Origin of the sequence: Bacillus sp. 204(2023) (assembly GCF_037027505.1) — a bacterium.
GTDB classification, from domain to species: domain Bacteria; phylum Bacillota; class Bacilli; order Bacillales; family Bacillaceae; genus Bacillus; species Bacillus subtilis.
The window spans coordinates 222656-246147 of the sequence record NZ_JAXCHE010000005.1 but is presented as its reverse complement, the minus strand read 5'-3'; the positions used below and the strand labels follow the sequence as shown (position 1 = coordinate 246147).

Sequence of the window (23492 nt, the reverse complement as noted above, 5' to 3'; positions counted from 1 at the left end):
CTTTAAAACATTGGATTTTCTTCAATAAAGGTATATATATTCTCAACAAGCTCAGCAGGCGTTTCACCCATGACGACTTCTCCGTTTACCAGAGCGAAAAGCGATTCCATGCATGTCCCGCAGTAGCTTAAGCAGCCATATTCAAGGACATCAAGGTTGGGATCCTTCTCCAAAATCGCCCGGGCTTCCTGAGAGCCGTGAGCCAGATTGCTGACACAAAATTCAATCATTGGATTCATGCGGTTTCACCTCACATATGTCCATTATCGCGAATTTTTCACTATTCGTCAAAGACAAAGGATGATACAAAATTTATTATCGTAACATATTATTTCTCAAATAACGTTTTACTAATTTATGTTTTCAGGCTAAATTGTAGGTTATTTTGAAACTATTATTGTGATTTTAGATCAAATTCGATATAATTCTAGATGTTATTTTACATAGTTCGTATTTTCTTCAATGTGTCTATCATACTCTTCGGATTAAAGGGGAATTCAAATGAAAAAATTGGTCTTGATCGGCGGAGGTTACGGGAACATGCGTGTTCTTCATCGCTTATTGCCAAACCAGCTGCCTGATGATGTTTCAATCACGTTAATTGACAGAAATCCTTATCACTGCTTGAAAACAGAATATTATGCCCTTGCCGCAGGCACAATTTCTGACCATCATATCAGAGTGTCATTCCCAGAGCACCCTCGCCTGGATGTCCAATACGGTGATATCACATCAATTGATATTGTACAAAAACAAGTGCTGTTCCAAGATCGTGAACCGATTTCTTACGATGACGCCGTAATCGGGCTCGGCTGTGAGGATAAATATCACAACGTGCCGGGAGCGCCTGAATTCACCTACAGTATTCAAACCATCGATCAGTCCCGCGAAACCTACCAAAAGCTGAATAATCTGAGCGCTAATGCCACCGTTTCCATTGTCGGAGCGGGCTTAAGCGGCGTTGAGCTTGCAAGTGAATTGAGAGAAAGCCGTGATGACCTGAACATTATTTTGTTCGACCGCGGTAATCTCATTTTATCAAGCTTTCCCGAGCGTTTAAGCAAATATGTGCAAAAATGGTTCGAAGAGCACGGTGTCCGCATTATTAACAGGGCAAATATCACAAAAGTAGAAGAAGGCGTTGTGTATAACCACGATGATCCGATTTCTGCAGACGCCATTGTGTGGACAGCCGGCATCCAGCCAAACAAAGTCGTCAGAGACTTAGATGTGGAGAAGGACGCACAAGGGCGTATTGTATTAACGCCTCATCACAATCTTCCAGGTGATGAACATCTGTACGTTGTCGGCGATTGCGCCAGCCTTCCTCATGCACCGAGCGCCCAGCTGGCAGAGGCTCAAGCAGAGCAGATTGTCCAAATCTTGCAAAAACGCTGGAATGGAGAAGCCCTGCCTGAATCAATGCCGCAGTTTAAGCTGAAAGGTGTCCTCGGTTCACTCGGAAAAAAAGCCGGCTTCGGGCTTGTTGCTGACCGTCCTCTGATCGGCCGTGTTCCGCGTATGCTGAAATCCGGCTTGCTGTGGATGTATAAACACCATAACGGTTAATGATAGAGAAGAACCGCTGATCAAGTCAGCGGTTTTCTGTATACCCATGCTTCTCCATTTCCTCATAAACGTCTTTTAATTTTGGATTGCCTTCACCGACAATTTTGTCTTCTACGAGCACAAGCGGATAAAAATACTCGTCATTTCTGATTTTTTCCGCAAGCTCTTTCGCATGTTCATTGTCAGGCGGCTCATAAATATCGATGTACTGCATCTCAAAAGGCTGATTTGGATATTTTCTTTTCAGCGCAGCCTCAAGCCACTCGTATGTATCCTTGGCTGTCGGCATATTTACACAGCTCGCACACACGGTTTCTGCCCCGTACACGCTTAGCATGACTGGTTTCATCACTTGTAAACGCCCCCTTCTCCTATGTAAGTCCTTTCTTTTAAGTATACAGAGCCAAAGGACATTTTTATAGAAAAAAACCGTTTTTGTGTTGAAGTCTGAATGTGCTATAATAGGGAGAGCAACTTTGCAAACCAAACAATAGATTTTTATTGTTACACTGAATATAATGGTTTTATGACGACGAAAGGAGCGAATGTCATGACTGAAGTTGAAATGAAAGAACAGGTGCAGGAAGTACTGGACAAACTTCGTCCGTTTTTACTTCGTGACGGCGGTGACTGTGAGCTTGTAGACGTAGATGAAGGTATCGTTAAGCTTCGTCTTCTAGGCGCATGCGGCAGCTGCCCAAGTTCAACAATTACGCTGAAAGCCGGAATTGAGCGCGCTCTTCTAGAAGAAGTGCCGGGTGTCGTTGAAGTAGAACAAGTCTTTTAATAAAGCAGCCAGGCGGATATTTGATCAGCCTGGCTTTTTTTATTAGAGATATTGGTCAAACCATGAGCTGATATAATTCAGGCGCTTGATCCGCTGTCTTGGGTGTCCGGTGCGTGACAAATTGTGCGATGCATTCGGAAAACGGACAAGCTTGGTTTCCTTGCCCATTTTTTTCAGAGCGATAAACAGCTGCTCCGCCTGCTCGATCGGGCATCGGTCATCCCGCTCGCCATGCAGAATCAAAAGCGGTGTCTCCACGTTTGCTGCGTATTTTAAAGGAGACCGGTCCCAGAGCTTTTCTGTGTCCTCAAACATGTCATGCTCAAGCTGCCAGTCTGTAAAGAAATAGCCGATATCACTGACGCCGTGAAAGCTGATCCAGTTTGATATCGAGCGCTGGGTGACGGCAGCTTTAAAGCGGTTTGTCTGTCCGACGATCCAGTTGGTCATAAAACCTCCGTAGCTTCCGCCCGTGACACCAAGCCGCTTAGGATCAATATGCGGATCTCGCTTGATAGCCTCATCCACAGCTTGCATCACATCGTCATAATCCTTTCCTCCATAATCTCCTCTGACCGCATTCACAAATTCCTGCCCGTAGCCGTGGCTTCCTCTCGGATTGATATAAACGACCGCGTATCCTTTCGCCGCCAGCACCTGAAACTCATGAAAATATGTATGTCCGTACATCATATGCGGACCGCCGTGTATGTTGAGAATAAGTGGATATGTTGTCTCACCTTCCATTTGTGCAGGCTTCATCAGCCAGCCGTTCACCGTCACGCCGTCTTCTGTAGCATATTGAATCTCTTCAGATATTGATATCGTATGCTCACTGACAAACTTGTCATTCGCTTCAGTCAGCTGTTTCTCTTCCTGTCCAAGCGGGATACTGTAAAGCTCACTCGGTCTGTCCGGCTTTGTCACACTGGCAATAAAGTGCTGTTCATCAGGTGAAAGAGAAAAGCTATTGATGTACTCTTTTTCCAGACGAATCGGATACACAAGGCCTTCAATCGAAATATAATAGATGCCCGTACTGCCTTGATCTGTGCCGATGACATAAAACCCTTGGCTGTCCTTTGTCCAAACCGGGCGCTGTTCGGCACCACCGATCAATGAATCTCCAATCAGCGCGTCCGCTAAATGAACGTCCAGCATCTCAGTCAGACATGTGAGGCGGCCTTGTTCGATATCATAGAGCCACGCCTTTGAGAGCGTTGCATTCTGATATTCCTTTTCATTTCCAAGGAAAGCAAGATACCTTCCGTCTGGTGAAAATGAACTTGATCCGAATGAGCCGCGATGAGGTGTAACTTGCTTAAGATCTCCAGACTCCAATGACATTATGTAAACATCATGAGGCTTGCTGGCATCATCTGTTTCAGTTAAATTAGCTGAGAAAACAAGCCATTTGCCGTCAGGAGAAAAAGCAGGATCACCATGATCAGCTTTGTGACTTGTCAGCTCCTTCATCTCACCCGACTTTACGCTGACAAGCACAAGCTGGGCATACGCACCTCTCGTCAGCCCTTTGCCGTCCCGTTTGTAGGAGAGGCTTTGCACTTCAACAGGTTCATAGCTGTCCTGCTCTGTTTTTTCTCGGTCATCAATGCTTTCTCCCTCTCCCAAACTGACAGTGACCAGAATCGATTCGCCATCCGGGGACCATATTGGCTTTGACACGCCATACGGGATATCAGTCAGTTTTCTCGCTTCTCCGCCTTCAGCGCTCATCATATACAGCTGGGCCGCATCGCCTTCTCGATCAGAAATAAAGGCAAGCGTGCGCCCGTCCGGAGACCATCTTGGGTCGGTGCTTCGCTTTTCTCCATGTGTCCAAGGAACAGACCCGCCCGTTTTCGTTTCATAGATCCATATATTTGATGTATACGAATCTTTCTCTTGATTTACTTGTGATTTTACATATGCGGCACGGGTGCCGTCTGGGGCGTATTGAGGATCGGTCACAGAGACAATCGCTGTGATGTCGTCTGCGGTTATCAGCTTTTTCATATTCATCTCCTCCTTTTTACATGTATTTCTTTTTTCTAAATAAAAACTCCTTTATCTCCAGCAAAAAAAGCGCCCTCCGCTGACGCTGAGGAACGCTTGGCATGATCTATACACTTTTTACTTGATATAAAGGATTTCGCTCTATTATACTTCCCTCTTTCGGAACGGTCAAAGCGTCTACTTCACAATGAGGGAAATGAAGCGCGAGCTGTTCTTTTAGCTCTTCTCCCTTTCCTTTTTCGGTCATGACGAGAATCGTCGGGCCTGCTCCGCTGAGAGCCGTTCCATATGCGCCCTTCATCTCGGCGACGTGCTCTACTTTTGACAGCTCAGGCACAAGCATCGCCCGGTACGGCTGATGGAACATATCCTTCTTCATGATTTTCCCGACGAGCGGCCAGTCCTTGGACATGATCGCAGCAATGAGGATATTGCTGACAGCACTTGCTTTTACGGCATCGGCATATGGAAACTCCTTCGGAAGCACGTCTCTCGCGTCTCTTGTCAGCACTTCGTAAAAAGGAATGACAACGACTACGTCAATGTCAGCATTCGGGACGCGGATCATTTGGGTCTCGTCATCCTCATGCAGGCCGATCACAAGTCCGCCGACGAGAGAAGCGCCAGCATTGTCCGGGTGTCCTTCTTCTAGACTGGCTAAATGCAGCTTGTCCGCTTCAGACAGCTTTAAGCCGCATAATTCATCAGCCAGTTCAATGGCCGCTACAATCGCCGCGGCGCTGCTGCCAAGGCCGCGTGCAAGCGGGATGTCGCTCCACACCTTCACATGGACAGGAGGCATTTCTTTTCCGTACAAATCTGCGGTCCGTTTAGCCACTTGATAGATCAGGTTATCTGTACCCGCCGGAATTCCGGCGACTGTTTCTGTTTCAGCCTCAAAAGACCATTTGTCGCTTTCAAAGACGGTCAGCTTCAAATATCTGCTGAGCGCCATTCCGACTGAATCAAAGCCGGGGCCTAGGTTAGCTGTGCTTCCGGGAACAGTGACAGAGAACAGCATGTCGGCTTCGTTCATACACGGGCCGCTCCTTTTACATATTCAAGGATGCTGTCTTCATCAGTCGGCAATGTGACGGGCTTGATTTCTGAAATGTCGACCGCTGTGTTCGGATCTTTCAGTCCGTTTCCTGTTAACACAGCTACGACCTTGCTGCCTTTCGGAATTTCTCCGGATTTCACCTGTTTCAGCACTCCTGCGATAGACGCGCAAGAACCCGGTTCTGCAAACACGCCTTCTACACGGGCGATCAGCTGATATGCGTGAAGGATTTCATCATCAGTGACTTCGTCAATTTTCCCATTGGATTCCTCGGCTGCCTTTACAGCTTTGTCCCAGCTTGCCGGGTTTCCGATACGAATGGCTGTCGCTATTGTTTCAGGATTTTCAATCACTTCATTGCGCACGATTGCCGCCGCACCCTCAGCTTCAAAGCCGCGCATTTTCGGAAGGCCTGTGCCGTTTTTCTCATGATATTCCTTGAAGCCCTTCCAGTACGCAGTGATGTTTCCCGCGTTTCCGACCGGGATCGCTAAAACATCAGGCGCTTCCCCCAGCTGTTCGCACACTTCGAAGGCAGCAGTTTTTTGGCCTTCAATGCGGTAAGGGTTGACTGAGTTGACAAGGGCAATCGGTGATTTCTCACAGATGGAACGGACAATTTTAAGCGCATCGTCAAAGTTTCCGTCAATTGCGATAATCTCGGCTCCGTACATGACAGCTTGAGCGAGTTTTCCAAATGCAATTTTTCCGTTCGGGATGATGACAATGCATTTCATGTTAGCACGAGCTGCATATGCTGCCGCAGCAGCGGAAGTGTTACCTGTTGACGCGCACATAATCGTGTCATTGCCTTCTTCTTTTGCCTTTGCCACAGCCATAACCATTCCGCGATCTTTAAATGAACCCGTAGGATTGACGCCTTCCGTTTTGACATGAAGCTCAATTCCGAGCTGCTCAGACAGCTTCGGCAGGTGAATAAGAGGTGTGTTTCCTTCATGTAAAGTTAGCGCCGGTGTTTGATCTGTTACAGGTAAAAATTCTTTATATTGCTGGATAAGTCCTTTCCACATTAGCTCCAACCGTTCCCTTCTACACGATATGTGCTTTTGACTTCTTGAACGACTTCCAAATCATTTAGGTTTTGCAGAATATCACTGAAATCAGCTTCTGATGTATGGTGTGTGACAATTACGATTTCAGCTAACTCATCATGGCCTTTAATTGGCAGCTGAAGGATTTTTTCAAAGCTCACGCCCCGCTCTGAGAACACAGATGTAATTTTCGAGAATGAACCAACCTCATCTTTTACATGAATTCTTAAAAACTGCTGTGCATAAATGTCAGACGGCGATTTCATGTTTTTCTCATATTGCGGTCCGACAAAGCTGTTGCCGGTTACACCGAGGCGCATATTTTTCATGACAGCGACGAGGTCAGAAACAACAGATGTCGCTGTCGGCATGCTTCCGGCTCCCGGCCCGTAGAACATCGTCTCACCGACAGCCTCGCCGTATACATAAACAGCGTTAAACTCATTATGAACAGCAGAAAGCGGATGATGGTCAGGAAGCAGTGTCGGCTGTACGCTGACCTCGATTTTGCTGCCGTCACGCTGAGCAATCCCGATCAGCTTCATTGTATAGCCGAGGCGTTTGCTGAAGCTGATGTCCTCGTCTGTAATTTGGGAGATCCCCTTTACTTTGACGTCTTCCAGATCCACGTTCATCGAGAAGCCGAGGCGCGCCAATATCGCCATTTTCCGTGCGGCGTCAAGCCCTTCCACGTCAGAAGTCGGATCAGCTTCGGCAAAACCGAGATCCTGCGCTTCCTTGAGCACTTCCTCGTATGGGCTTTTCTCTTTGATCATTTTTGTTAAGATAAAGTTTGTTGTGCCGTTCACAATTCCCATCATTTTTGTAATTCGATCTGATGAGAGGCCTTCCTCTAACGTGCGCAGAATCGGAATCCCGCCGGCAACACTGGCTTCAAAGTAGATATCGCATCCATTTTCCTTCGCTTCGGCAAGCAGCTCGGAGCCGTACACAGCCATTAAGTCCTTGTTTGCTGTGACAACATGCTTTTTCGATCTCAGCGCGTCGACCAAATATTGTTTTGTCTGGTCAACGCCGCCGATCACCTCGATGACGACATCAACATCTGGATCATCAATGACATCATACACTTCTGTCGTGAGCACTTCCTTCGGCAAATCTACTTCTCTCTTTTTCTCTATATCTTTTACAAGCACTTTTTTTATCGTAACCGGACAGCCGACCTGATGCATAAGCTTATCCTGATGGTCTTGAATAATTTTAACGACACCGCTTCCGACGGTACCTAAACCTAAAAGCCCTACACGAATCGCTTTCAAAAAAACTCCACCTTTCTTTTGATTGTCCTCTTGAAAAAGACAATTGTTAACTCAACACAGACATATAAGTTACAAACATTATATAAGCCCGCTCCTGTTTTGACAAGACAGCACTAGGCTGAATTTTGTGAATGTAAACGCTTAATGCATTGATATGACAAGATTCTTTATTTTCTAATTATTTTTGTCAGATTTTCTCCTCACCCTGAGCTGCCTTTTCCGAGCCAGCTGACGCGTGGAACAAACAGCTTCTGCGCCCGCATATTCATGAATTCCTGCGCTGTATTGAGAAATTGTTCATAACGCCCACAGTCATTAAGAATGAAGTCAAGCTGTTCTTCAAAATAATGCTTTTCTGATTCTGATGACATGTAATAGCTTTCCACGATTTCAAAATAATGAAGCGGGAAAAGCAGGCGGCTGTATAAAAGGCGTTTCGAAAATGAAGACAGCGGTGTGACTTGCTCGTATTCCTGTAAAAAGAGAAAGCCCTGCTGATTAAAATCTTGTCTGTGATGCAAAAACGTATGCCTCATATATTCAGCCAAGTCACGGGAAGCGTGGTCAAACACCCAATCGGCCGGAATCCTGATCAATGATTCCGGTGACCATGTATGCCTTTCCATCCGCTGATGGCATATCGTTCCTGAATCAGCGGCTTGGGGCTTGTCATCCAGCTCAGTGTCCACTAAATATTGTATCGCGTTTTCTGACAGTCCTAAATAATATGGAAATGATTCGATCATTTTTTTATCGAATGGCTCATGCGGAGGGGTCTGAACCTTTCTCTGCCAAAATGCTTCCAGCTGATCAATTCGTTTTCCCCACAGATCCTTCCACTGGCCGATTCTTCCGGCTGCCTTCACCTCATATGGATATCCTCGGCCTTTTCGGTGAAATTCCGCAAGCTCCGCTCCAATGGAGAACGCCCTGTTTGAATAAGGGGGGGCCGCCTTCAGCAGAGCGTACGTTTTTCCATCATGTTCAAATGTCAGCTCACCTTCTTTTGTAAAGATAAAAACCGAAACGTATGGGTCACTTTGTTCTTGTAAATACTGACTCATGTAATAAAGCTCCGCCAGCTCTGTATCTGAGAATTGGGAAACGGGGACAATCAGAAAGTATGAATTAGGCGTCTGAAAGCATTGATATGTGTGCTGGTACATGGAAAGCTGCCTGATGTGAATGCCGTATTTTTCTTTTATTGTACCTTTCACCATGATCACCTGCCTGTTGAATTAGGGCTCATCACATCGTAGTCATACACAGCCGGAATTATGAATACATATTTTAATCCGAAGAAGGCGCAAGAAAAAGTCGTAAACTTCTCAAGCATTTTGTATAAACTAGTAAAAAAGATTGGGTGAAGCTGATGTCAGAAAACGAACAATTCAGTCAGATGGAAGCTAAAGCAAGAGCACGGATGAAGGAGCGCGGCGTTGAGGTATCAGACATTGCCGAGCTTGTCTTTTTTCTGCAGAAAAAATATCATCCGGATTTAACCATTGATGAATGCACGCTGAACGTCAATCGTGTTCTCGCAAAACGTGAGGTGCAAAACGCGATTTTAACGGGCATTGAATTGGATGTTCTTGCTGAGCAGAAAAAACTGTCTGAACCGCTGCAAACGATGCTGGAAATAGATGAAAGCCTATATGGAGTAGATGAGATTCTGGCATTTTCCATTGTGAACATTTACGGATCGATCGGGTTTACGAACTACGGTTACATCGACAAAGAAAAACCCGGAATCCTTAAACGATTGAATGATAAATCAACCGGTGAATGCCATACTTTTTTAGATGACATCGTCGGAGCGATTTCCGCCGCGGCTTCAAGCAGACTTGCTCACCGCGCGCGGCATACAGAATAAGGGCACCCTTTTAGGGCGCCCTTTTTTCAAATGTATGGAATCCATTCAGTCAGAGAGTCAATGGCGTGAGTCGGTTTTTCCATATCGTCTGTCATATGTTCTCTTTTCGTTACGCCTGTGTGAACGAGCAGCGTATCCATACCCGCGTTAATGCCGGCCATAATATCAGTGGCGTAGTTGTCGCCGACCATGAGTGTTTCAGACACATCTGTGCCGAGAACGCGCATCGCCTGCTCCATAATAATTGATTCCGGCTTGCCGATAAATACAGGCTGTACACCTGTAGATACGGTTAACACCGATGTCAGTGAGCCGTTTCCCGGCAGAAGCCCTCTTTCAGTCGGAATCGCAATATCTCCGTTAGTGGAAATAAAGCGGGCGCCATTTCTGATTGCCAGGCAGCCGACGGCAAATTTTTCGTATGTAATGGAACGGTCGATGCCAACAACGACAAAGTCCGCGTTTTCTCCGCCAAATGTCAGGCCGTTTTCTTCAATCGCCTGGCGGATTCCTTCCTCCCCAATCACATACACAGACGCGTCTTTTTTCTGCTGTGCAATGTGCTGGGCAGTTGCCATGCTGGTCGTGAAGACCTGCTCTTCTGTTGCCGGAATATCAAAAGACACGAGCTTGTCCGCTACCTGCTTCGGTGTGCGCGAAGAGTTGTTTGTCACGAAAAGATAAGGAACGCCGCGATCTTTCAGCGTTCTGACAAATTCACACGCTTCCTCGATTTTTTCCGTGCCATTGTACATCGTTCCGTCTAAATCAATTAAATACCCTTTATATGTTTTCATATCCAACACTCCTGTGGCTTTCCAGTTGTTATTTAAACGCGGAAACAGGTCCTAGCTCTGTTTCCAAATAGCTTCTGATCCGTTTCGGGAAGTCCTGAAGAGCTGTTTGATGCACCTTGATCAGCCTGTAAAGCTCGCCGCTGTCAGCGAGCAGATACTGTTGAACCAACGTTTTGCGGTAGGCGATCAATTTTTTGAGCTCATCACCCTCTTTTTCCGTGACAACTTTCTCATCAACAAGTATATCCATAATGTCGTCATAGCTTCCCGGGTCCCGCATAATAAAGCCGTCAATCATGTCATTGCCTGTATCCAAAATGCATTCGATTAACAGATGGCCTATACGCTGAAGTGCCAATTCCCCGATTTCAGACTGCCAATCTGTTTGTGAGTCAAATAGCGCCAGCTGGTGCTCGAAGAACCCTAGTGTTTTCTCGATTTTGCTTCTGTCAACAAAATACATGACAGCATCCCCTTTGTGTATATTTATTTTCTGATCCGTTTCAAGACAAAATACGCACAGCCGAAATTGCAGTATTCGTAAATATATTCATCTAATGTGCTGATTTTCGTTTCGAAGGTTGCCTTTTGATTCTGGTCGTCAAAGAAGCCCTTGAGCCTTAACTGACCGTATCCCCAGTCTCCCACAATATAATCGTATTTATTTAATATATCGGAGTAGCGGGCTTTAAAAGCCTCTTCGTTGAAGCCGTCTTTGAAATTGTGCACCAATTCAAATTCGGCATTTTGAATAAGAATCATGATTTCACCTCTTTTTCACTCATTCCTATCATAATTCATTGCCCCGTCCCCATCAATTGCTAAAGAATAAATCATGCGATTTGGCTACCCTACACATGAGGAGGGATTGATAAATGAAACGAACCGCTGTCAGCCTCTGCCTGCTGACCGGACTATTATCCGGGTGCGGAGGCGCAGGATTAGATAATGCACAAAATGTCCGGAATCAGACGCAGAATCAAACCAAACCCATTCATGTGTCGGACCGCAACGAGGCTTTTAACAGGCATAATGAGAACGAACAATTTGGCTATGTCCGCTATCAAAAAGAACAATTTGACGGAGACCAGCAGAAAACGCCGGTGATGAACCGGGAAGAAACCGCTCACATGATATCAAGTTTAACGGTTCAGCTCCCCCATATTCAAGATGCTGCGACATTGGTGACTGACCGAGAAGCGCTTGTCGTATACAAAACCGATTCTAAAAACCGGGAGCTGACCGCCGATCAGGTGAAAAAAACAGCGGCTTCCGTGATACCGCGATACTACCACGTGTATATTTCCGATAATCCAAACCATATGCAATCCGTCGAAAATTACAGCAATCTCGGCTCTGGTTTAAGGAATATCAGAGAGATCATGTCGGGGACGATTCAAGAAATGAAAACCTCCCCGCAAGGAAGCCCTGTCTCAGAGAATGAAAATGCCAATGGAGAAACGCGTCAGGACATGAAAATCGATAGGAATGACAAAAACGCCAGATGATCTGGCGTTTTGGCATTATGCTTGTGCTTGACGCTTTTTAGATGCTTCGTTTACTTGTTCATCCGCATGGTAAGAGGAACGGACAAGCGGACCGGCTTCACAATGGCTGAAGCCTTTTTGCATCGCGATTTCTTTTAATTCTGCAAATTCATCAGGATGGTAGTATTTTTGGACTTTCAAGTGTTTCTTCGTCGGCTGCAGATATTGGCCGATTGCCATAATATCCACGTTGTTCGCCAAGAGGTCGTCCATTACTTCAATAATCTCTTCTTTTGTTTCGCCGAGTCCGATCATGATACTTGATTTTGTCGGAATGCCAGGCTGCATTTCCTTCGCACGGCGCAAAAATTCCAATGAACGGTCGTACGTCGCACGCGCGCGGACTCTTGGCGTCAGGCGGCGAACCGTTTCGATATTGTGATTCAGGATGTCTGGGCGTGTATCCATTAAGGTTTTTAGGTTATCGTAGTTTCCGCCCATATCAGACGGCAGCACCTCAATTGTTGTGAACGGGCTTTTTCTGCGGATCGCACGGACAGTTTCCGCGAAAATGCCTGCCCCTCCATCTTTCTGATCGTCACGCGCAACAGCCGTAATAACCGCGTGCTTCAGATTCATAAGCGCGACTGAATCCGCTACGCGTTCCGGCTCTTGCAGGTCAAGCTCAGTTGGAAGGCCTGTTTTGACAGCACAGAAACGGCATGCTCTTGTACAAACAGAACCTAAAATCATAAATGTCGCTGTACGTCTGACAGCCCAGCATTCATGAATATTCGGACATTTTGCTTCTTCGCATACGGTATGAAGGTTGTTTTCCCGCATGAGTTTTTTGAGCCCTGTATAGTTTTCATTTGTATTTAATTTAATTTTAAGCCATTCGGGCTTTCTGAGGTGTTCGTCTTTCTTTGCCAATTCCCATCATCTCCAATATCCAATATACTCAATTTCTGACACGAAACATTCTGAAAACGAGAAAGGTGCAGGTTTTAGTTCTGCAACAAAAATAATGTTTTTCTAACTAAAGAAAGTCTTTTCTTTAGACACTTTAACATAGGAAAAATTTCTCGACAAGGGAAGATGATTACTGACATTTTTAAGCCGGGTTGCCGCAAACTATGTGTATTCAATATGAAAGGAGATTATTTTGTGAAAGTTTTGTTATCCGCTCTTCTTCTCCTTTTGTTTGCATTTGAGCCTTCTGCGTCTGGAAAAAAGCTTTCAGATCCAGTGCTGTCGAAACGGATGGAATTATATCATAAAATCGAAGCTGTGACACAGATCCCTTGGTATGCGCTCGCCGCTGTTGATCAATACGAAGAGAACGTGCGGAGCAACCGGAAAGATCTGCCTGACAAGGCGGGAATCATCAGCATCTATATACCCGATGAAATCTGGAGCGGGCCTGAAAACCCGAATCCGAAAGATGATGCGCCGTTAAGCATTAAAGTGTTTGACGGAATCGGAATGGATGGCGATGGAGACGGGAAAGCCGAGGTCAGCAACGATGAAGATATTTTGTATACGTTCAGCCAATACTTACTGTCGTATGGCACAGATGAAGACAACATCCGGATCGGGCTTTGGAATTATTACCGGCGTGATCAGACAGTGGGGATCATATCTGAATTCATGAAGCTGTTTAAAGCCTACGGCCATATTGATCTGGGCGAGCATGCATTCCCGCTTCCAATCAGAACCGATTACAGCTATCGAAGCACGTGGGGAGATGCCCGCGGCTTCGGTGGAAGGCGGATTCATGAAGGTACGGATATCTTTGCCCATTACGGCCTTCCTGTCAAATCCACATGTTACGGCGTAGTTGAAATGAAGGGCTGGAACCGCTTCGGAGGATGGAGAATCGGCATCAGGGACATTAACAATACGTATCATTATTTTGCCCATCTCAATGGGTTTGCCAAAGGGATTAAAACAGGACAAATCGTTGAGCCTGGCCAAGTGATCGGATCAGTCGGCAGCTCCGGATACGGCCCGCCGGGAACCGCCGGGAAGTTCCCGCCGCATCTGCACTATGGCATGTACAAAGATAACGGAAGAACCGAATGGTCATTTGATCCATACCCGCATTTGAGGGCGTGGGAGCGATATGAATACCAAAAAAAGAAGTAACAAAAAGCCGCCTCTTCGACAGGCGGCTTATTTGCTGCTTTTTTCTTTTTTTGAATCAGCACCGTCTTCTTCTTTGCTGCTCGGGAGCTGGACAGAAGGCGTGACACCCGAGCCGCCGCTTCCATTATAAAACTGCGGCACTTCGCCCTGCACTGCTTTAATCGATACAGGAACATTATTTGTGACGACAGCGGTTTTGCTGGCAAATGGAATGATGACCTTCACTTTAATTTCGACAAAGATGCTGATATCAATAAGTGCGTTATTTATGCCATACGGCTTGATTTTGGTTTTGACATCTGTAAAAGCGTCACCGATTAAATTGAACCGGACCGGGATTTTCGGCCCGAGGTTTCCAAGAAGGCTGTTGCCGGTTACCTGTCCCAGCGGAATGTTGATCATAATGTTTTCACTGGCGCCGCTGTGTCCGGTATGGGTTTCCATCTCTTTCAAATGAGCCTGAAGCTGCTTTGTCACTTTTGTTTTCACACTGTTTACAACCTGTGTATTAAAATCGATTGTCGTTAAGTTTCCGTTTTCATCAGAATTCATTTGAAACATATCTTTCATATTTTCACTGTCAGACATATAGTCCTCAATCGAATCCTGGATCACCTCTGTCGCTATACGCTTCGTTTCCATCTCGCCGATGTCCATTAAAACAGGTTTGATCGAGCCATTGATCATCCAAAGGCTGACCGTTGTTGACAGGATAAAAAAGACAACGGACAGGAGCATCACGTAACGGAAAGGCAAAGGTCCTCTCTTGCGAAAAGGGCCGCGATATCTTGGCAAGAAAATCCCCCCTTACATATCACAATGTATGCTTGTAAGAGGGGACATAGTAATAGCCGGGGCCAATTTATTTTATTTCACCATTTTTAAAAGCGCTTCTCTACCGCTCATACCGACTTTGATGCCAAGATCTTCCGCGGCGTACGTGACGGATTCTAAAGGTGCGTCTAACAGCTGGTCAATGGTGCGGACACCAACTGCGCGACCAGCCACAATGCCGCGCTCCTTTAATTTTTCATTCAGCAGCGCCACATCCAGCGCGCCGCACATAATGTATCCGTGATCATTGGTGACGGCCATAAAATTCGTTTTGGGAAGCTTTACTGTCACAGCTGTAAAAGGCTGTCCTTCTATCATGATCGGTGTCAGGTTTACCACGTCAACCACTCCCTTCATTCATCACTTTATGATGAAGGGCACAGCTTGTTGTGGGCTGACTGCCTTATTGTACAAGCTTCCAAGCAAGCAGATCCCGCAAAAATTCCGGCATAAAATATTCTTTTTCTGCAGCGTCGCGAATCAACGGAAACAGTTTGCCGAGCGTAAACATATCAAGCACCGCAACGGAGTATTGTTTATGTTTTCTAATATCTTCCCCGTTCAGTGTGATCCGGGTGACGTGGGTGATCCCGTCATCGAGCCGTTTCGTTTCTACCTCAACGCCGGCATACACCATTTTCCCCATCACTTCTCCGCGGAAGCCAAGTCCTTTGATCCGGAGCTGCTCCATTTGTTCGGAAGCGGCATGGACAATGGTTTCCTTCAGTTCTTCTCCCGTCAGGCGGACAGCCACTGGGTTGATTGGATGCGGACAGATGCGGTGCAGATCCAGCTTTGTCACAGGACCTGCTTTTAGCGGACCGAGAATGACACCTGAATTGACCATACTGATGTCCGTCTCGCACCATTCCTTTAAGGCGTATGCCAAAAGCAAAGGCAGCTCTGATTCTTCAAACCACTTCACCTCAGCATCTTGTGCAAGCTCTGCAACGGCATCGGACAGCTTCTCCTCGGCTTCACGTTCTTTTTCATTGAGAAACGCTTTTGTTTCTGCGGATTCTCCTGTCCATTCCGTCATGTTCTGCACAGAAGCCGTTTTGCTGATGATGCTTCGCTGTACGCTGTCAACCGTGATTTCTACACAGCCGACATAATGCCCGTATTTCTCGGCGCTGGCCAGCAGTACCCCATTCACCACTTGTCCATCTTCAAGCAAATGATGGGTATGTGATTCGAGGATTACATCAATCTCAGGCACCGCTTCAGCCACTGCCTGATCATCAAGAATGCCTAAATGTGACAGCAGAACGATAATATCAGCCTGCCCTTTCACATCCAGAATGGTTTCCTTTATGCTTTCAAGAGCATCCGTTACTGTCCATCCCAGCTTGTCATATACAGGATAATACGGCACAGTTACACCTAAGAAAGCAATGGACATACCGTTTTTCAATGATTTGATATGGTAAGGCACCGCCCAGGACGGACGGTTTCCATTTTTATCAAAAAGGTTAGAGACGATGACAGGAAATTCAGCATGATCATATAAGACAGCAAGCTCTTCATGCGGAAGCGTAATCCCTTCGTTATTTCCGATCGCCGCTCCATCAATGTGAAGGCGGTTTAAGAGATCGACATTCGCTTTTCCGAATGTCGCCTCTGTCACGAATTGAAAACGATCAAGATGATCGCCAATATCAAAAACGAGCGTCTCTTCGCCGTCTGACTGATGCTCTTTTCTTTTCTGCTCGATATAATCTACAATTTTCGGCCAGTTTTCAAAATGGCTGTGTAAATCATTTGTATGATATAAGCGGAGCTTCTCCTTCATAATATCTCTCCCTAATCGTTCAGCTGAAAATGCCTTCATAAATGAGCTGGCAGCCGATCAAAATCAATACGATCCGCATGATCATAACGATCGTTTTCGTCTGCATTTTTCTGTTGATGGCGGCGCCAAGCTTTCCGCCGAACCAAGCGCCGGGCACAAGCGCGAGGGCATACAGCCAATTGACGTGCCCGGAAATCATATGTGAAACAGACCCTGTCATAGAAGACAGGAAAATAATAAACATGGACGTTGCCACCGCAACCTTCGGCGGAAACAGAAATAACAGCATCATCGCCGGAACCATCAGTGATCCGCCGCCTATACCGAAAAGTCCGCCTAAAAAACCGACAACAAAGGCAATGGCAATACCGACAGAGGCCTGATATGAGTACGTATAAGGCTCACCGGCATCATCCTGAAATGTCCGGATAATTCCTTTGTGCGCTTTGTTGATTGGCCGGGCTTTCGCTTTCAGCATTAAGGATAATGAAATCAGAATCATAAAAATGCCAAACCAAACGGAAAACGAGTTTGAATTGAACAGCTTTGACACGTAAGCCCCGATCATGCTGCCGGGACCTGAACCGATAAAGAAAATGAGCCCGCTCTTATAATCAACTGTTTTATATTTAATATAAGCCAAAGTTGAAGAAAGGCCCGTAAAAATAATGACCAAAAGCGAAGTTCCAATCGCAACCTGCGGCGTCACATCCTGAAACAGCTGCGTCACTGTGCTTAAAAACATCAGAGACGGCACAATGACAATTCCGCCGCCAAGCCCGATCAGACTTCCTACCGTACCTGCGATTAATCCCAGTACGACCAAAATCACAAACGACATCAATAAAAACCTCTTTTCTAAAATAAATCGAGCTGTCTCGGAGCAAGTCCGCTGTACTCGATATCAAGCAGTTCAAGCATCTGCTTGCCATTATCCGCAGCGTCACCGCCGGAATTATTGTTGAACAGGACAAAAACATCCTTACATTGCTGCTGCAATTCATTCAGGTGCTTTTTCCAATCCTCCAGCTCCTGTTGGTTGTAGCGGTATAAGTACCTGACCTCCCGCCAGTTTTTCCCGCCATCAGGCTTCATCCAGCCCTGCTTGTTGCGTCCGTGAAACCTGACGAGCGTTTTGTTTTCATCGGTCGCGCGCAACACGGTCGGAACGCTGCCTTCTCCGATTTGCGGTTCATCACAGACACTGTGAATCCAGCCTTCCGCTTTCATAAATGAAAGCGTCTGCTCATAAAATGGCGGCGAGAACCAGGAACGGTTTCTGAATTCAAGCGCGCAAGGAATATCTCCCATTTGGTGCTTGCACCATCTCAAATAGGCGACATTCTCCTTCTTGCAGTCAAACCACGGCGGAAATTGAAACAGCACCATGGCGAGCTTATTGCTATGTAAATATGGCGTTAAAGACACCTTAAACGCATCAAACATCTCCTCTTTTGAGTCAAAGGGAATTTCGCCGCGCTGATGCCCTGTCATGCCCTGATATGCTTTCACGATAAATTGGAAGGTTTCGGGCGTTTCCTTCACCCACTTTTCATTATTGCGCGCCGGCTGAATCGCGTAAAAGCTCGCGTCTAATTCCACGATCGGAAAATGGGAGGAATAGGCCTGCAATTTTTTCTGGCTGGCCGTTTTCGGCGGATAGATGCTGTCATGATCCCCCCACCCCGTCAGTCCAATATAAATCACACTCATTCACCTCTCTTCCAGTTTATCACACGTGTTTTCAGGTTTCCTCGGAAATGCTGTTCATATGGCGGGAACATGCAGAACGAAGGTGCTGATATTGTTCCTCATTCGTATCTAAAAACGCCTCTTCTCTTGAGGAAGGAATATGCTGATATTCAATAGGCGCCTGAAACTGCTCACTCGTAAAATCGTACATCACACCCTTGATGCTGTTGTAAAAATGCCAGCTCTCACCGACTTTTGTTTTGAAAATCGTGCCGCCGAAATGGTCTTGAATCACCAATGCCGTCACGCCGCATTGGCCGCATGACGGGCATTCTTCCGTCCATTTAGAGCTCGAATGGCGCGACCAGGATTGCTTAAGTATGTATTTGACATGTTCCATTGCCTCCGCCTCCTTTAAAAAAAGATACCACGTTGATGAGATTTTAAAAACTAGAACGGAGGAAATCAAAAAACCCGGCGGTAAAATCCGCCGGGCTTACGAAGGAACGACCAGAGCTCCGTCAATTTCAGTGATTTTTTCCCCATCATTGTACACGCACCGGCCTTTGCTGTAAGTGGCCGAAATGCTGCAGGGAAATGTATGTCCTTCGTAAATGCTTTTTTTATGCTTTGCAAACATCGATTCTCTTGTAACAGTGTACGGCTCCATGCTGACGAGCACGAAATCTGCATCACACCCCGCCTCAAGCCGCCCTTTTTTCTGAAGGCCGAATCGTTTTGCAGGGGCCGCCGCTGTCCATTCTGCGATGGTTTCAAACGGAATCTGATGCTCAAGCGCCAGTTCCAGCATTCCTAATAAAGTGAACTGCCCGCCGCTGATTCCGCCCCATGATAAAAACATGTTATCCTCCCGCTTCAAGGATGGACGGCAGGGGGAATGGTCTGAGGAAACCATGTCAATGTCCCCGGCAATGAGCGTCTCGATCAGCGTCTCTTTTGATTGACGTAACCGGAGCGGAGGCGCGCATTTTGCGACAGAGCCCCTTTGCCGTAAATCGTCATGGCTGAACAAGACATAATGCGGGCATGTTTCAACCGAAACATCAAGACCTTCCTGTTTCGCCTCTCTGATCAGCCGGACCGCTTTCGCCGTGCTGATATGGACAAAATGAACCGGACAGCCTGTCACCTTCGCATACTGAATCGTGCGATACACCGCTTCAACTTCTGCTTCCTCCGGGCGTGAGGCGGCGTACGCATCCGCGTCCACCTTTCCTTTATTGGCCAAAACCATCTGCAAGTAGCTTGTGATCGCGTCGCTTTCTGCGTGAAGAGCGAGGATTTTTCCTGCAGCCGCGATTTCTGCCATACCTTTGAGCAATGTCCGTTCATCAACAGAGCGGAACTCATCAGTGCCTGACTTTGATAAAAACGCTTTAAACCCGATCGCTCCCGCTTCAGCCATTGGACGGATGTCCTCGATATGGCCTGGCACAAGGCCGCCCCATAGCGCAAAATCCACGGCAGATTTTTGTCTGCCTAGCTCAGCTTTTGCGAGAAGATGCTCTGCCGTCACGGTTGACGGAATACAGTTGAGCGGCATATCAAAATAGGTGGTGCAACCGCCTGCGGCCATCATTTGAGAACCTGTTTCAAACCCCTCCCAATCCTCCCTGCCCGGTTCATTAAAATGAACATGGCAGTCTATCACACCAGGAAACACGTATTTCCCGTCTGCCTGTATGATTTCCGTCCCGCTTGCTTCAATGTCAAAACCTATCTCGGCAATGACACCGTTTTGAACTGCAATCTCAGCTTCTATAACGCCATCTGGCGTAACTGCCTTCGCACCTTTTATCACCATATCGTAAGCCATATTGATCCCCCCATGTCAGGATGACGATTTTTCATGTCAGTTTATGTAACACAACCAGTTCTATTTTCAACAGTTTACTGCTACTATGATCGTATTACATCAGCAAAACCGCTAGAATTCCTATTGAAAATTATTCACCTTAACCAATGTTTTTATAGAAAAGGAGAATGCGCTATGAATATTTTTGATGTGATGAAAATACCGGCTTTTGAAAACGCCAATTTAATCGCTGGAAAAGCAGGAGGGGAAAGAGAGGTTCAGCATGTCAATATGATGGACGCTCCGGATATCGCAGACTTTTTGCACAAGAATGAATTGCTCGTCACCACCGCCTATCACCTGAAGGATCACCCGCATCAATTATCTGAACTGATTCGGCAAATGGCAAAACGCGGCTGCGCGGGCCTCGGCATTAAAACAAAGCGCTATCTGGAAGATATCCCGAAGGAAATCATCGAACTGGCCGATTCATATGCGTTTCCGATCATTGAGCTTCCGGAACACATCCGACTCGGCGATATTGTGAATGCCACACTCAGCCATATTCTCGATATGCGTTCTAACGAGCTGCAGCAAGCCATTTACGCGCACAAAAAATTCACAAACCACATTATGAGCGGCAAGGGGCTGCAATCCCTCCTCAAAAAGGTGTCAGACCTCCTTCAGCTTCCCGTGCTGCTGCTTGACCAGCATGCCAAAATGCTGTCTGCGTCTCATCAGATTTCAGTTGAGACCGAAAAGCTGAAAGGCACTCTGAATACCGTATCCGGGCCATTTTTCACTTGTTTCTCTACAATCTCAGATCAGAAAACATATTCTGTCCTGCCTATTTATAATCACGAAAAAAACTGCGGCTACCTGCTGATACCGGACATGGTGCAGGCCGGCGACAAAGGATTGATCCTCACGATTGAACAAGCGGCCAACGTCATTTCCTTTGAACTGCTGAAGGAAAATGCGCTGAAGCAGTTCAGCCGGCGGGCCCGCAATGAGTTTTTCAACAATTTTATTGAGCGGTCCTTTTCTTCAGATGACGAAATCAAAAACCGGGCGAAAGAATTCAAGCTGCGATGGGATCAAAAATACATGTGCATTGCCGGCAAACTCGATCGCAATGACGAATCAATCAGCTTTACAGAAAATCAGCTCGCTTCCGACAGCGTATTCGAATTTCTTGAAGGTGAATTATCAGCCTTCCCGTTTCCGCCTCACTTCTTTATGAAAGGAAATGTCGGCATTATTCTAATCGAAGCGACAGACAGCTGGAGTGAAATGCACGCCTCGGTGATCAGCTTTTTAGAACAGTTTCAAACACAGGTCAGCGCTCAATTTAAACGAACCGTGTCCTTTGGCATCAGCAATATCTGCCAAAAGCTCATTGATGTTCCCGACGCTTTCACAGAAGCTTCTGATGCTCTGCAATCGGGGCATTTGTCAAGAAGCACCGCATTTATCCAGGTGTATCACGCCAAAGATGTGCCTGAGCTTCTGCGCTTGCTCCCGGTTGAGGATTTGAAGAAATTTTACAACTCCACGCTTCAGAGCCTCGCTGAAAAACAGCAGGAGGATCAAAGCCTGCTTCATACGCTTTCCGTCTATTTAGAGACACACTGCCAAATTTCAGAGACGGCAAAGCGTCTGTACGTTCATCGCAATACGGTCATATACCGCCTTGAAAAATGCGAAGAGCTTCTGGGGAAAAGCTTAAAAGATCCTGAAACAACGATGCGTTTGCGGCTTGCATTACGTATGCAGCGGCTGATCAGCTAATGTTTGTTACATTTTATTACAAAACGAATCATTTTTCGTCACTTTCAGCAATCACACCTGTCTTTTTCAGCTACTGTATCCAATGACACCCCTCGATCGGCACGATATCATGTTACTAAAGTTCACATACAGGGAGGGACTATAGTGAAAAAAAGATCGTTTAAGGTGTTTACGCTTAGCCTGCAGCATGTGCTCGCCATGTATGCAGGTGCGATTTTGGTGCCCCTGCTTGTCGGCAGGGCGCTGAATGTAACAACTGAACAGCTGTCCTACCTATTGGCGATTGACCTGTTAACATGCGGCGTCGCGACGCTTTTGCAAACCTTGCGCGGAGCATACATCGGCATCGGGCTTCCCGTCATGCTTGGCAGTTCATTTGTGGCCGTCACCCCGATGATTGCAATCGGCAGCAATTACGGCATTCACGCGATTTACGGTTCCATCATCGCGGCCGGTGTGTTCATCTTTTTGTTTGCGCGTTTTTTCGGCAAGCTGACTGTGTTATTTCCTCCTGTCGTAACAGGTACCGTTGTGACCTTGATCGGCCTTTCACTTGTTCCGACAGGTGTGAAAAATATGGCTGGCGGCGAAAAAATAAACGGCAGCGCCAACCCCGAATACGGTTCGCTCGAAAACCTTCTTCTCTCTGTCGGTGTCCTTGTTCTGATCTTAGTCCTCAACCGCTTTCTCAAAGGATTTGCCCGAACACTGTCCGTTCTGATCGGCATCGCCGCCGGAACAGCGACAGCAGCGATCATGGGCAAAGTCAGCTTTTCTTCTGTTACAGAAGCACCGTTCTTCCAAATCCCGAAGCCTTTTTACTTCGGAGCCCCTGCGTTTGAAATCGGTCCGATCTTAACGATGCTGATCGTCGGAATCGTCATTATTGTGGAATCAACCGGCGTTTTTTACGCAATCGGAAAGATATGCGGCAGACCTTTAACTGACAAAGATCTCGTCAAAGGCTATCGAGCGGAAGGAATCGCCATTCTCATCGGCGGGCTGTTCAATGCCTTTCCTTATAATACCTTTGCACAAAACGCCGGCTTATTGCAGCTGACCAAAGTGAAAACAAGAAACATCGTCGTTACCGCAGGCTGTATCCTTGTCTGTCTCGGACTGATTCCGAAGATTGCCGCCCTTGCATCTGCCGTTCCTGCTGCTGTACTTGGCGGCGCGACCGTCGTCATGTTCGGCATGGTGATTGCCTCCGGCGTCAAAATGCTCAGCACAGCGGATCTCAAAAATCAATACCACCTCCTGACCATCGCATGCTCAATCGCACTCGGCATCGGCGCCAGCACGGCCCCCGGGATTTTTGCTGAATTCCCCGCTCCGATTAGAATTCTGGTCAGTGACGGCACCATCACTGGAAGCCTGACCGCCATCTTTTTGAATCTATTTTTCAGCTTGCGCGACAAAAAAGAATTAACAGCACAGCAAACAGAACTTCCGGTATTAGAACATACACTCGCATTAGAAAAAGAGGTGTAAAAAA

The 23492-nt window shown here is 46.6% G+C and carries 25 protein-coding genes; 7 read left to right on the top strand and 18 right to left on the bottom strand.

Annotated elements, in window-relative coordinates:
* Positions 1 to 2: 2 nt before the first annotated feature.
* On the bottom strand, positions 3 to 239 hold the full coding sequence (locus WA279_RS12765) for a YuzB family protein (protein WP_003222913.1): 237 nt from the start codon (positions 237 to 239) through the stop codon (positions 3 to 5).
* Between the two features lie 262 nt (positions 240 to 501).
* Here WA279_RS12765 and WA279_RS12760 point away from each other — a divergent pair, with 262 nt between their 5' ends.
* Entirely contained in the window at positions 502 to 1569 is a 1068-nt protein-coding gene (locus tag WA279_RS12760) for an NAD(P)/FAD-dependent oxidoreductase (RefSeq protein ID WP_251188297.1), read from the top strand.
* 25 nt (positions 1570 to 1594) lie between these two features.
* On the opposite strand, the gene WA279_RS12755 is transcribed toward WA279_RS12760, so the two are convergent.
* A complete protein-coding gene (locus tag WA279_RS12755) occupies positions 1595 to 1921 on the bottom strand; it encodes a YuzD family protein (protein WP_014477874.1) in 327 nt (108 codons plus the stop codon).
* 99 nt (positions 1922 to 2020) lie between these two features.
* Between WA279_RS12755 and WA279_RS12750 the strand changes: the two genes are divergently transcribed.
* On the top strand, positions 2021 to 2356 hold the full coding sequence (locus tag WA279_RS12750) for a NifU family protein (protein ID WP_010886606.1): 336 nt from the start codon (positions 2021 to 2023) through the stop codon (positions 2354 to 2356).
* A 42-nt stretch (positions 2357 to 2398) separates the two neighbouring features.
* Here WA279_RS12750 and WA279_RS12745 read toward each other — a convergent pair whose 3' ends face one another.
* The 5 genes from WA279_RS12745 to cotNH form a co-directional block, all read right to left on the bottom strand.
* Positions 2399 to 4372, bottom strand: coding sequence for a S9 family peptidase (locus WA279_RS12745; protein WP_336155541.1), 1974 nt, complete (start codon positions 4370 to 4372; stop codon positions 2399 to 2401).
* Between the two features lie 106 nt (positions 4373 to 4478).
* A complete protein-coding gene (gene thrB, locus WA279_RS12740; RefSeq protein ID WP_003228699.1) occupies positions 4479 to 5408 on the bottom strand; it encodes a homoserine kinase in 930 nt (309 codons plus the stop codon).
* Positions 5405 to 6463, bottom strand: coding sequence for a threonine synthase (gene thrC / locus WA279_RS12735; protein ID WP_032727094.1), 1059 nt, complete (start codon positions 6461 to 6463; stop codon positions 5405 to 5407). Before thrC ends, thrB begins: the two co-directional genes overlap by 4 nt.
* A complete protein-coding gene (locus WA279_RS12730) occupies positions 6463 to 7764 on the bottom strand; it encodes a homoserine dehydrogenase (protein ID WP_336155540.1) in 1302 nt (433 codons plus the stop codon). Before WA279_RS12730 ends, thrC begins: the two co-directional genes overlap by 1 nt.
* 200 nt (positions 7765 to 7964) lie before the next feature.
* The gene (gene cotNH / locus WA279_RS12725; protein WP_031315327.1) at positions 7965 to 8984 is read right to left on the bottom strand and encodes a spore coat-associated protein CotNH; all 1020 of its coding nucleotides are present in this window, start codon (positions 8982 to 8984) and stop codon (positions 7965 to 7967) included.
* A gap of 152 nt (positions 8985 to 9136) precedes the next feature.
* On the opposite strand from cotNH, the gene WA279_RS12720 reads away from it, so the two are divergent.
* Complete coding sequence (locus WA279_RS12720; RefSeq protein WP_088326873.1) at positions 9137 to 9637, top strand: phosphatidylglycerophosphatase A family protein; 501 nt, start codon at positions 9137 to 9139, stop codon at positions 9635 to 9637.
* Positions 9638 to 9663: 26 nt separating this feature from the next.
* On the opposite strand, the gene nucF is transcribed toward WA279_RS12720, so the two are convergent.
* Genes nucF through WA279_RS12705 form a run of 3 tightly spaced genes read right to left on the bottom strand, consistent with a single transcriptional unit; the run spans position 9664 to position 11196 of the window.
* Positions 9664 to 10434, bottom strand: coding sequence for a 5' nucleotidase NucF (gene nucF / locus WA279_RS12715; protein WP_003243196.1), 771 nt, complete (start codon positions 10432 to 10434; stop codon positions 9664 to 9666).
* A gap of 28 nt (positions 10435 to 10462) precedes the next feature.
* The gene (locus tag WA279_RS12710) at positions 10463 to 10897 is read right to left on the bottom strand and encodes a DUF86 domain-containing protein (protein ID WP_251188299.1); all 435 of its coding nucleotides are present in this window, start codon (positions 10895 to 10897) and stop codon (positions 10463 to 10465) included.
* Positions 10898 to 10920: 23 nt separating this feature from the next.
* Entirely contained in the window at positions 10921 to 11196 is a 276-nt protein-coding gene (locus WA279_RS12705) for a YutD family protein (protein WP_003228682.1), read from the bottom strand.
* Between the two features lie 113 nt (positions 11197 to 11309).
* Between WA279_RS12705 and WA279_RS12700 the strand changes: the two genes are divergently transcribed.
* Positions 11310 to 11942 carry a YhcN/YlaJ family sporulation lipoprotein gene (locus WA279_RS12700; RefSeq protein WP_336155539.1) on the top strand — a complete coding sequence of 211 codons (633 nt, stop codon included), beginning with the start codon at positions 11310 to 11312 and terminating at the stop codon, positions 11940 to 11942.
* Between the two features lie 15 nt (positions 11943 to 11957).
* On the opposite strand, the gene lipA is transcribed toward WA279_RS12700, so the two are convergent.
* A complete protein-coding gene (lipA, locus tag WA279_RS12695; RefSeq protein ID WP_336155538.1) occupies positions 11958 to 12854 on the bottom strand; it encodes a lipoyl synthase in 897 nt (298 codons plus the stop codon).
* Positions 12855 to 13088: 234 nt separating this feature from the next.
* Here lipA and lytH point away from each other — a divergent pair, with 234 nt between their 5' ends.
* On the top strand, positions 13089 to 14069 hold the full coding sequence (gene lytH / locus WA279_RS12690; protein ID WP_336155537.1) for an L-Ala--D-Glu endopeptidase: 981 nt from the start codon (positions 13089 to 13091) through the stop codon (positions 14067 to 14069).
* 27 nt (positions 14070 to 14096) lie between these two features.
* Here lytH and yunB read toward each other — a convergent pair whose 3' ends face one another.
* The 7 genes from yunB to WA279_RS12655 all read right to left on the bottom strand — a co-directional run bounded on the left by yunB (position 14097) and on the right by WA279_RS12655 (position 20224).
* On the bottom strand, positions 14097 to 14864 hold the full coding sequence (gene yunB, locus WA279_RS12685) for a sporulation protein YunB (RefSeq protein ID WP_015483652.1): 768 nt from the start codon (positions 14862 to 14864) through the stop codon (positions 14097 to 14099).
* A 72-nt stretch (positions 14865 to 14936) separates the two neighbouring features.
* The gene (locus WA279_RS12680; protein WP_038429565.1) at positions 14937 to 15242 is read right to left on the bottom strand and encodes a YunC family protein; all 306 of its coding nucleotides are present in this window, start codon (positions 15240 to 15242) and stop codon (positions 14937 to 14939) included.
* A gap of 64 nt (positions 15243 to 15306) precedes the next feature.
* Positions 15307 to 16695 (bottom strand): bifunctional metallophosphatase/5'-nucleotidase, encoded by a 1389-nt coding sequence (locus WA279_RS12675; protein WP_336155536.1) that lies wholly within the window; start codon positions 16693 to 16695, stop codon positions 15307 to 15309.
* A 19-nt stretch (positions 16696 to 16714) separates the two neighbouring features.
* A complete protein-coding gene (locus tag WA279_RS12670; RefSeq protein ID WP_003228670.1) occupies positions 16715 to 17536 on the bottom strand; it encodes a sulfite exporter TauE/SafE family protein in 822 nt (273 codons plus the stop codon).
* Positions 17537 to 17553: 17 nt separating this feature from the next.
* Positions 17554 to 18402: a DUF72 domain-containing protein gene (locus WA279_RS12665; RefSeq protein WP_003243895.1), complete on the bottom strand. Its 849-nt coding sequence runs from the start codon at positions 18400 to 18402 to the stop codon at positions 17554 to 17556.
* A 37-nt stretch (positions 18403 to 18439) separates the two neighbouring features.
* A complete protein-coding gene (locus WA279_RS12660) occupies positions 18440 to 18787 on the bottom strand; it encodes a YunG family protein (RefSeq protein WP_336155535.1) in 348 nt (115 codons plus the stop codon).
* Positions 18788 to 18883: 96 nt separating this feature from the next.
* Positions 18884 to 20224, bottom strand: a complete 1341-nt coding sequence (locus WA279_RS12655; RefSeq protein WP_336155534.1) for an allantoinase — start codon at positions 20222 to 20224, stop codon at positions 18884 to 18886.
* Positions 20225 to 20398: 174 nt separating this feature from the next.
* Here WA279_RS12655 and pucR point away from each other — a divergent pair, with 174 nt between their 5' ends.
* On the top strand, positions 20399 to 21994 hold the full coding sequence (gene pucR, locus WA279_RS12650) for a purine catabolism transcriptional regulator PucR (RefSeq protein ID WP_014477890.1): 1596 nt from the start codon (positions 20399 to 20401) through the stop codon (positions 21992 to 21994).
* A 144-nt stretch (positions 21995 to 22138) separates the two neighbouring features.
* Complete coding sequence (pucJ, locus tag WA279_RS12645; protein WP_336155533.1) at positions 22139 to 23488, top strand: uric acid permease PucJ; 1350 nt, start codon at positions 22139 to 22141, stop codon at positions 23486 to 23488.
* Positions 23489 to 23492 lie beyond the last annotated feature (4 nt).

Bases quoted from the DNA above. Each gene is read 5' to 3' on its own strand.
- thrB (WP_003228699.1), bottom strand. From the start codon at position 5,408: ATGAACGAAGCCGACATGCTGTTCTCTGTCACTGTTCCCGGAAGCACA.
- WA279_RS12720 (WP_088326873.1), top strand. From the start codon at position 9,137: ATGTCAGAAAACGAACAATTCAGTCAGATGGAAGCTAAAGCAAGAGCA.
- WA279_RS12765 (WP_003222913.1), bottom strand. From the start codon at position 239: ATGAATCCAATGATTGAATTTTGTGTCAGCAATCTGGCTCACGGCTCT.
- WA279_RS12760 (WP_251188297.1), top strand. From the start codon at position 502: ATGAAAAAATTGGTCTTGATCGGCGGAGGTTACGGGAACATGCGTGTT.
- WA279_RS12670 (WP_003228670.1), bottom strand. From the start codon at position 17,536: ATGTCGTTTGTGATTTTGGTCGTACTGGGATTAATCGCAGGTACGGTA.
- WA279_RS12655 (WP_336155534.1), bottom strand. From the start codon at position 20,224: ATGGCTTACGATATGGTGATAAAAGGTGCGAAGGCAGTTACGCCAGAT.
- cotNH (WP_031315327.1), bottom strand. From the start codon at position 8,984: ATGGTGAAAGGTACAATAAAAGAAAAATACGGCATTCACATCAGGCAG.
- thrC (WP_032727094.1), bottom strand. From the start codon at position 6,463: ATGTGGAAAGGACTTATCCAGCAATATAAAGAATTTTTACCTGTAACA.
- WA279_RS12745 (WP_336155541.1), bottom strand. From the start codon at position 4,372: ATGAAAAAGCTGATAACCGCAGACGACATCACAGCGATTGTCTCTGTG.
- nucF (WP_003243196.1), bottom strand. From the start codon at position 10,434: ATGAAAACATATAAAGGGTATTTAATTGATTTAGACGGAACGATGTAC.
- WA279_RS12710 (WP_251188299.1), bottom strand. From the start codon at position 10,897: ATGTATTTTGTTGACAGAAGCAAAATCGAGAAAACACTAGGGTTCTTC.
- WA279_RS12700 (WP_336155539.1), top strand. From the start codon at position 11,310: ATGAAACGAACCGCTGTCAGCCTCTGCCTGCTGACCGGACTATTATCC.
- WA279_RS12705 (WP_003228682.1), bottom strand. From the start codon at position 11,196: ATGATTCTTATTCAAAATGCCGAATTTGAATTGGTGCACAATTTCAAA.
- pucR (WP_014477890.1), top strand. From the start codon at position 20,399: ATGAATATTTTTGATGTGATGAAAATACCGGCTTTTGAAAACGCCAAT.
- WA279_RS12660 (WP_336155535.1), bottom strand. From the start codon at position 18,787: ATGGAACATGTCAAATACATACTTAAGCAATCCTGGTCGCGCCATTCG.
- WA279_RS12675 (WP_336155536.1), bottom strand. From the start codon at position 16,695: ATGAAGGAGAAGCTCCGCTTATATCATACAAATGATTTACACAGCCAT.
- WA279_RS12750 (WP_010886606.1), top strand. From the start codon at position 2,021: ATGTGCTATAATAGGGAGAGCAACTTTGCAAACCAAACAATAGATTTT.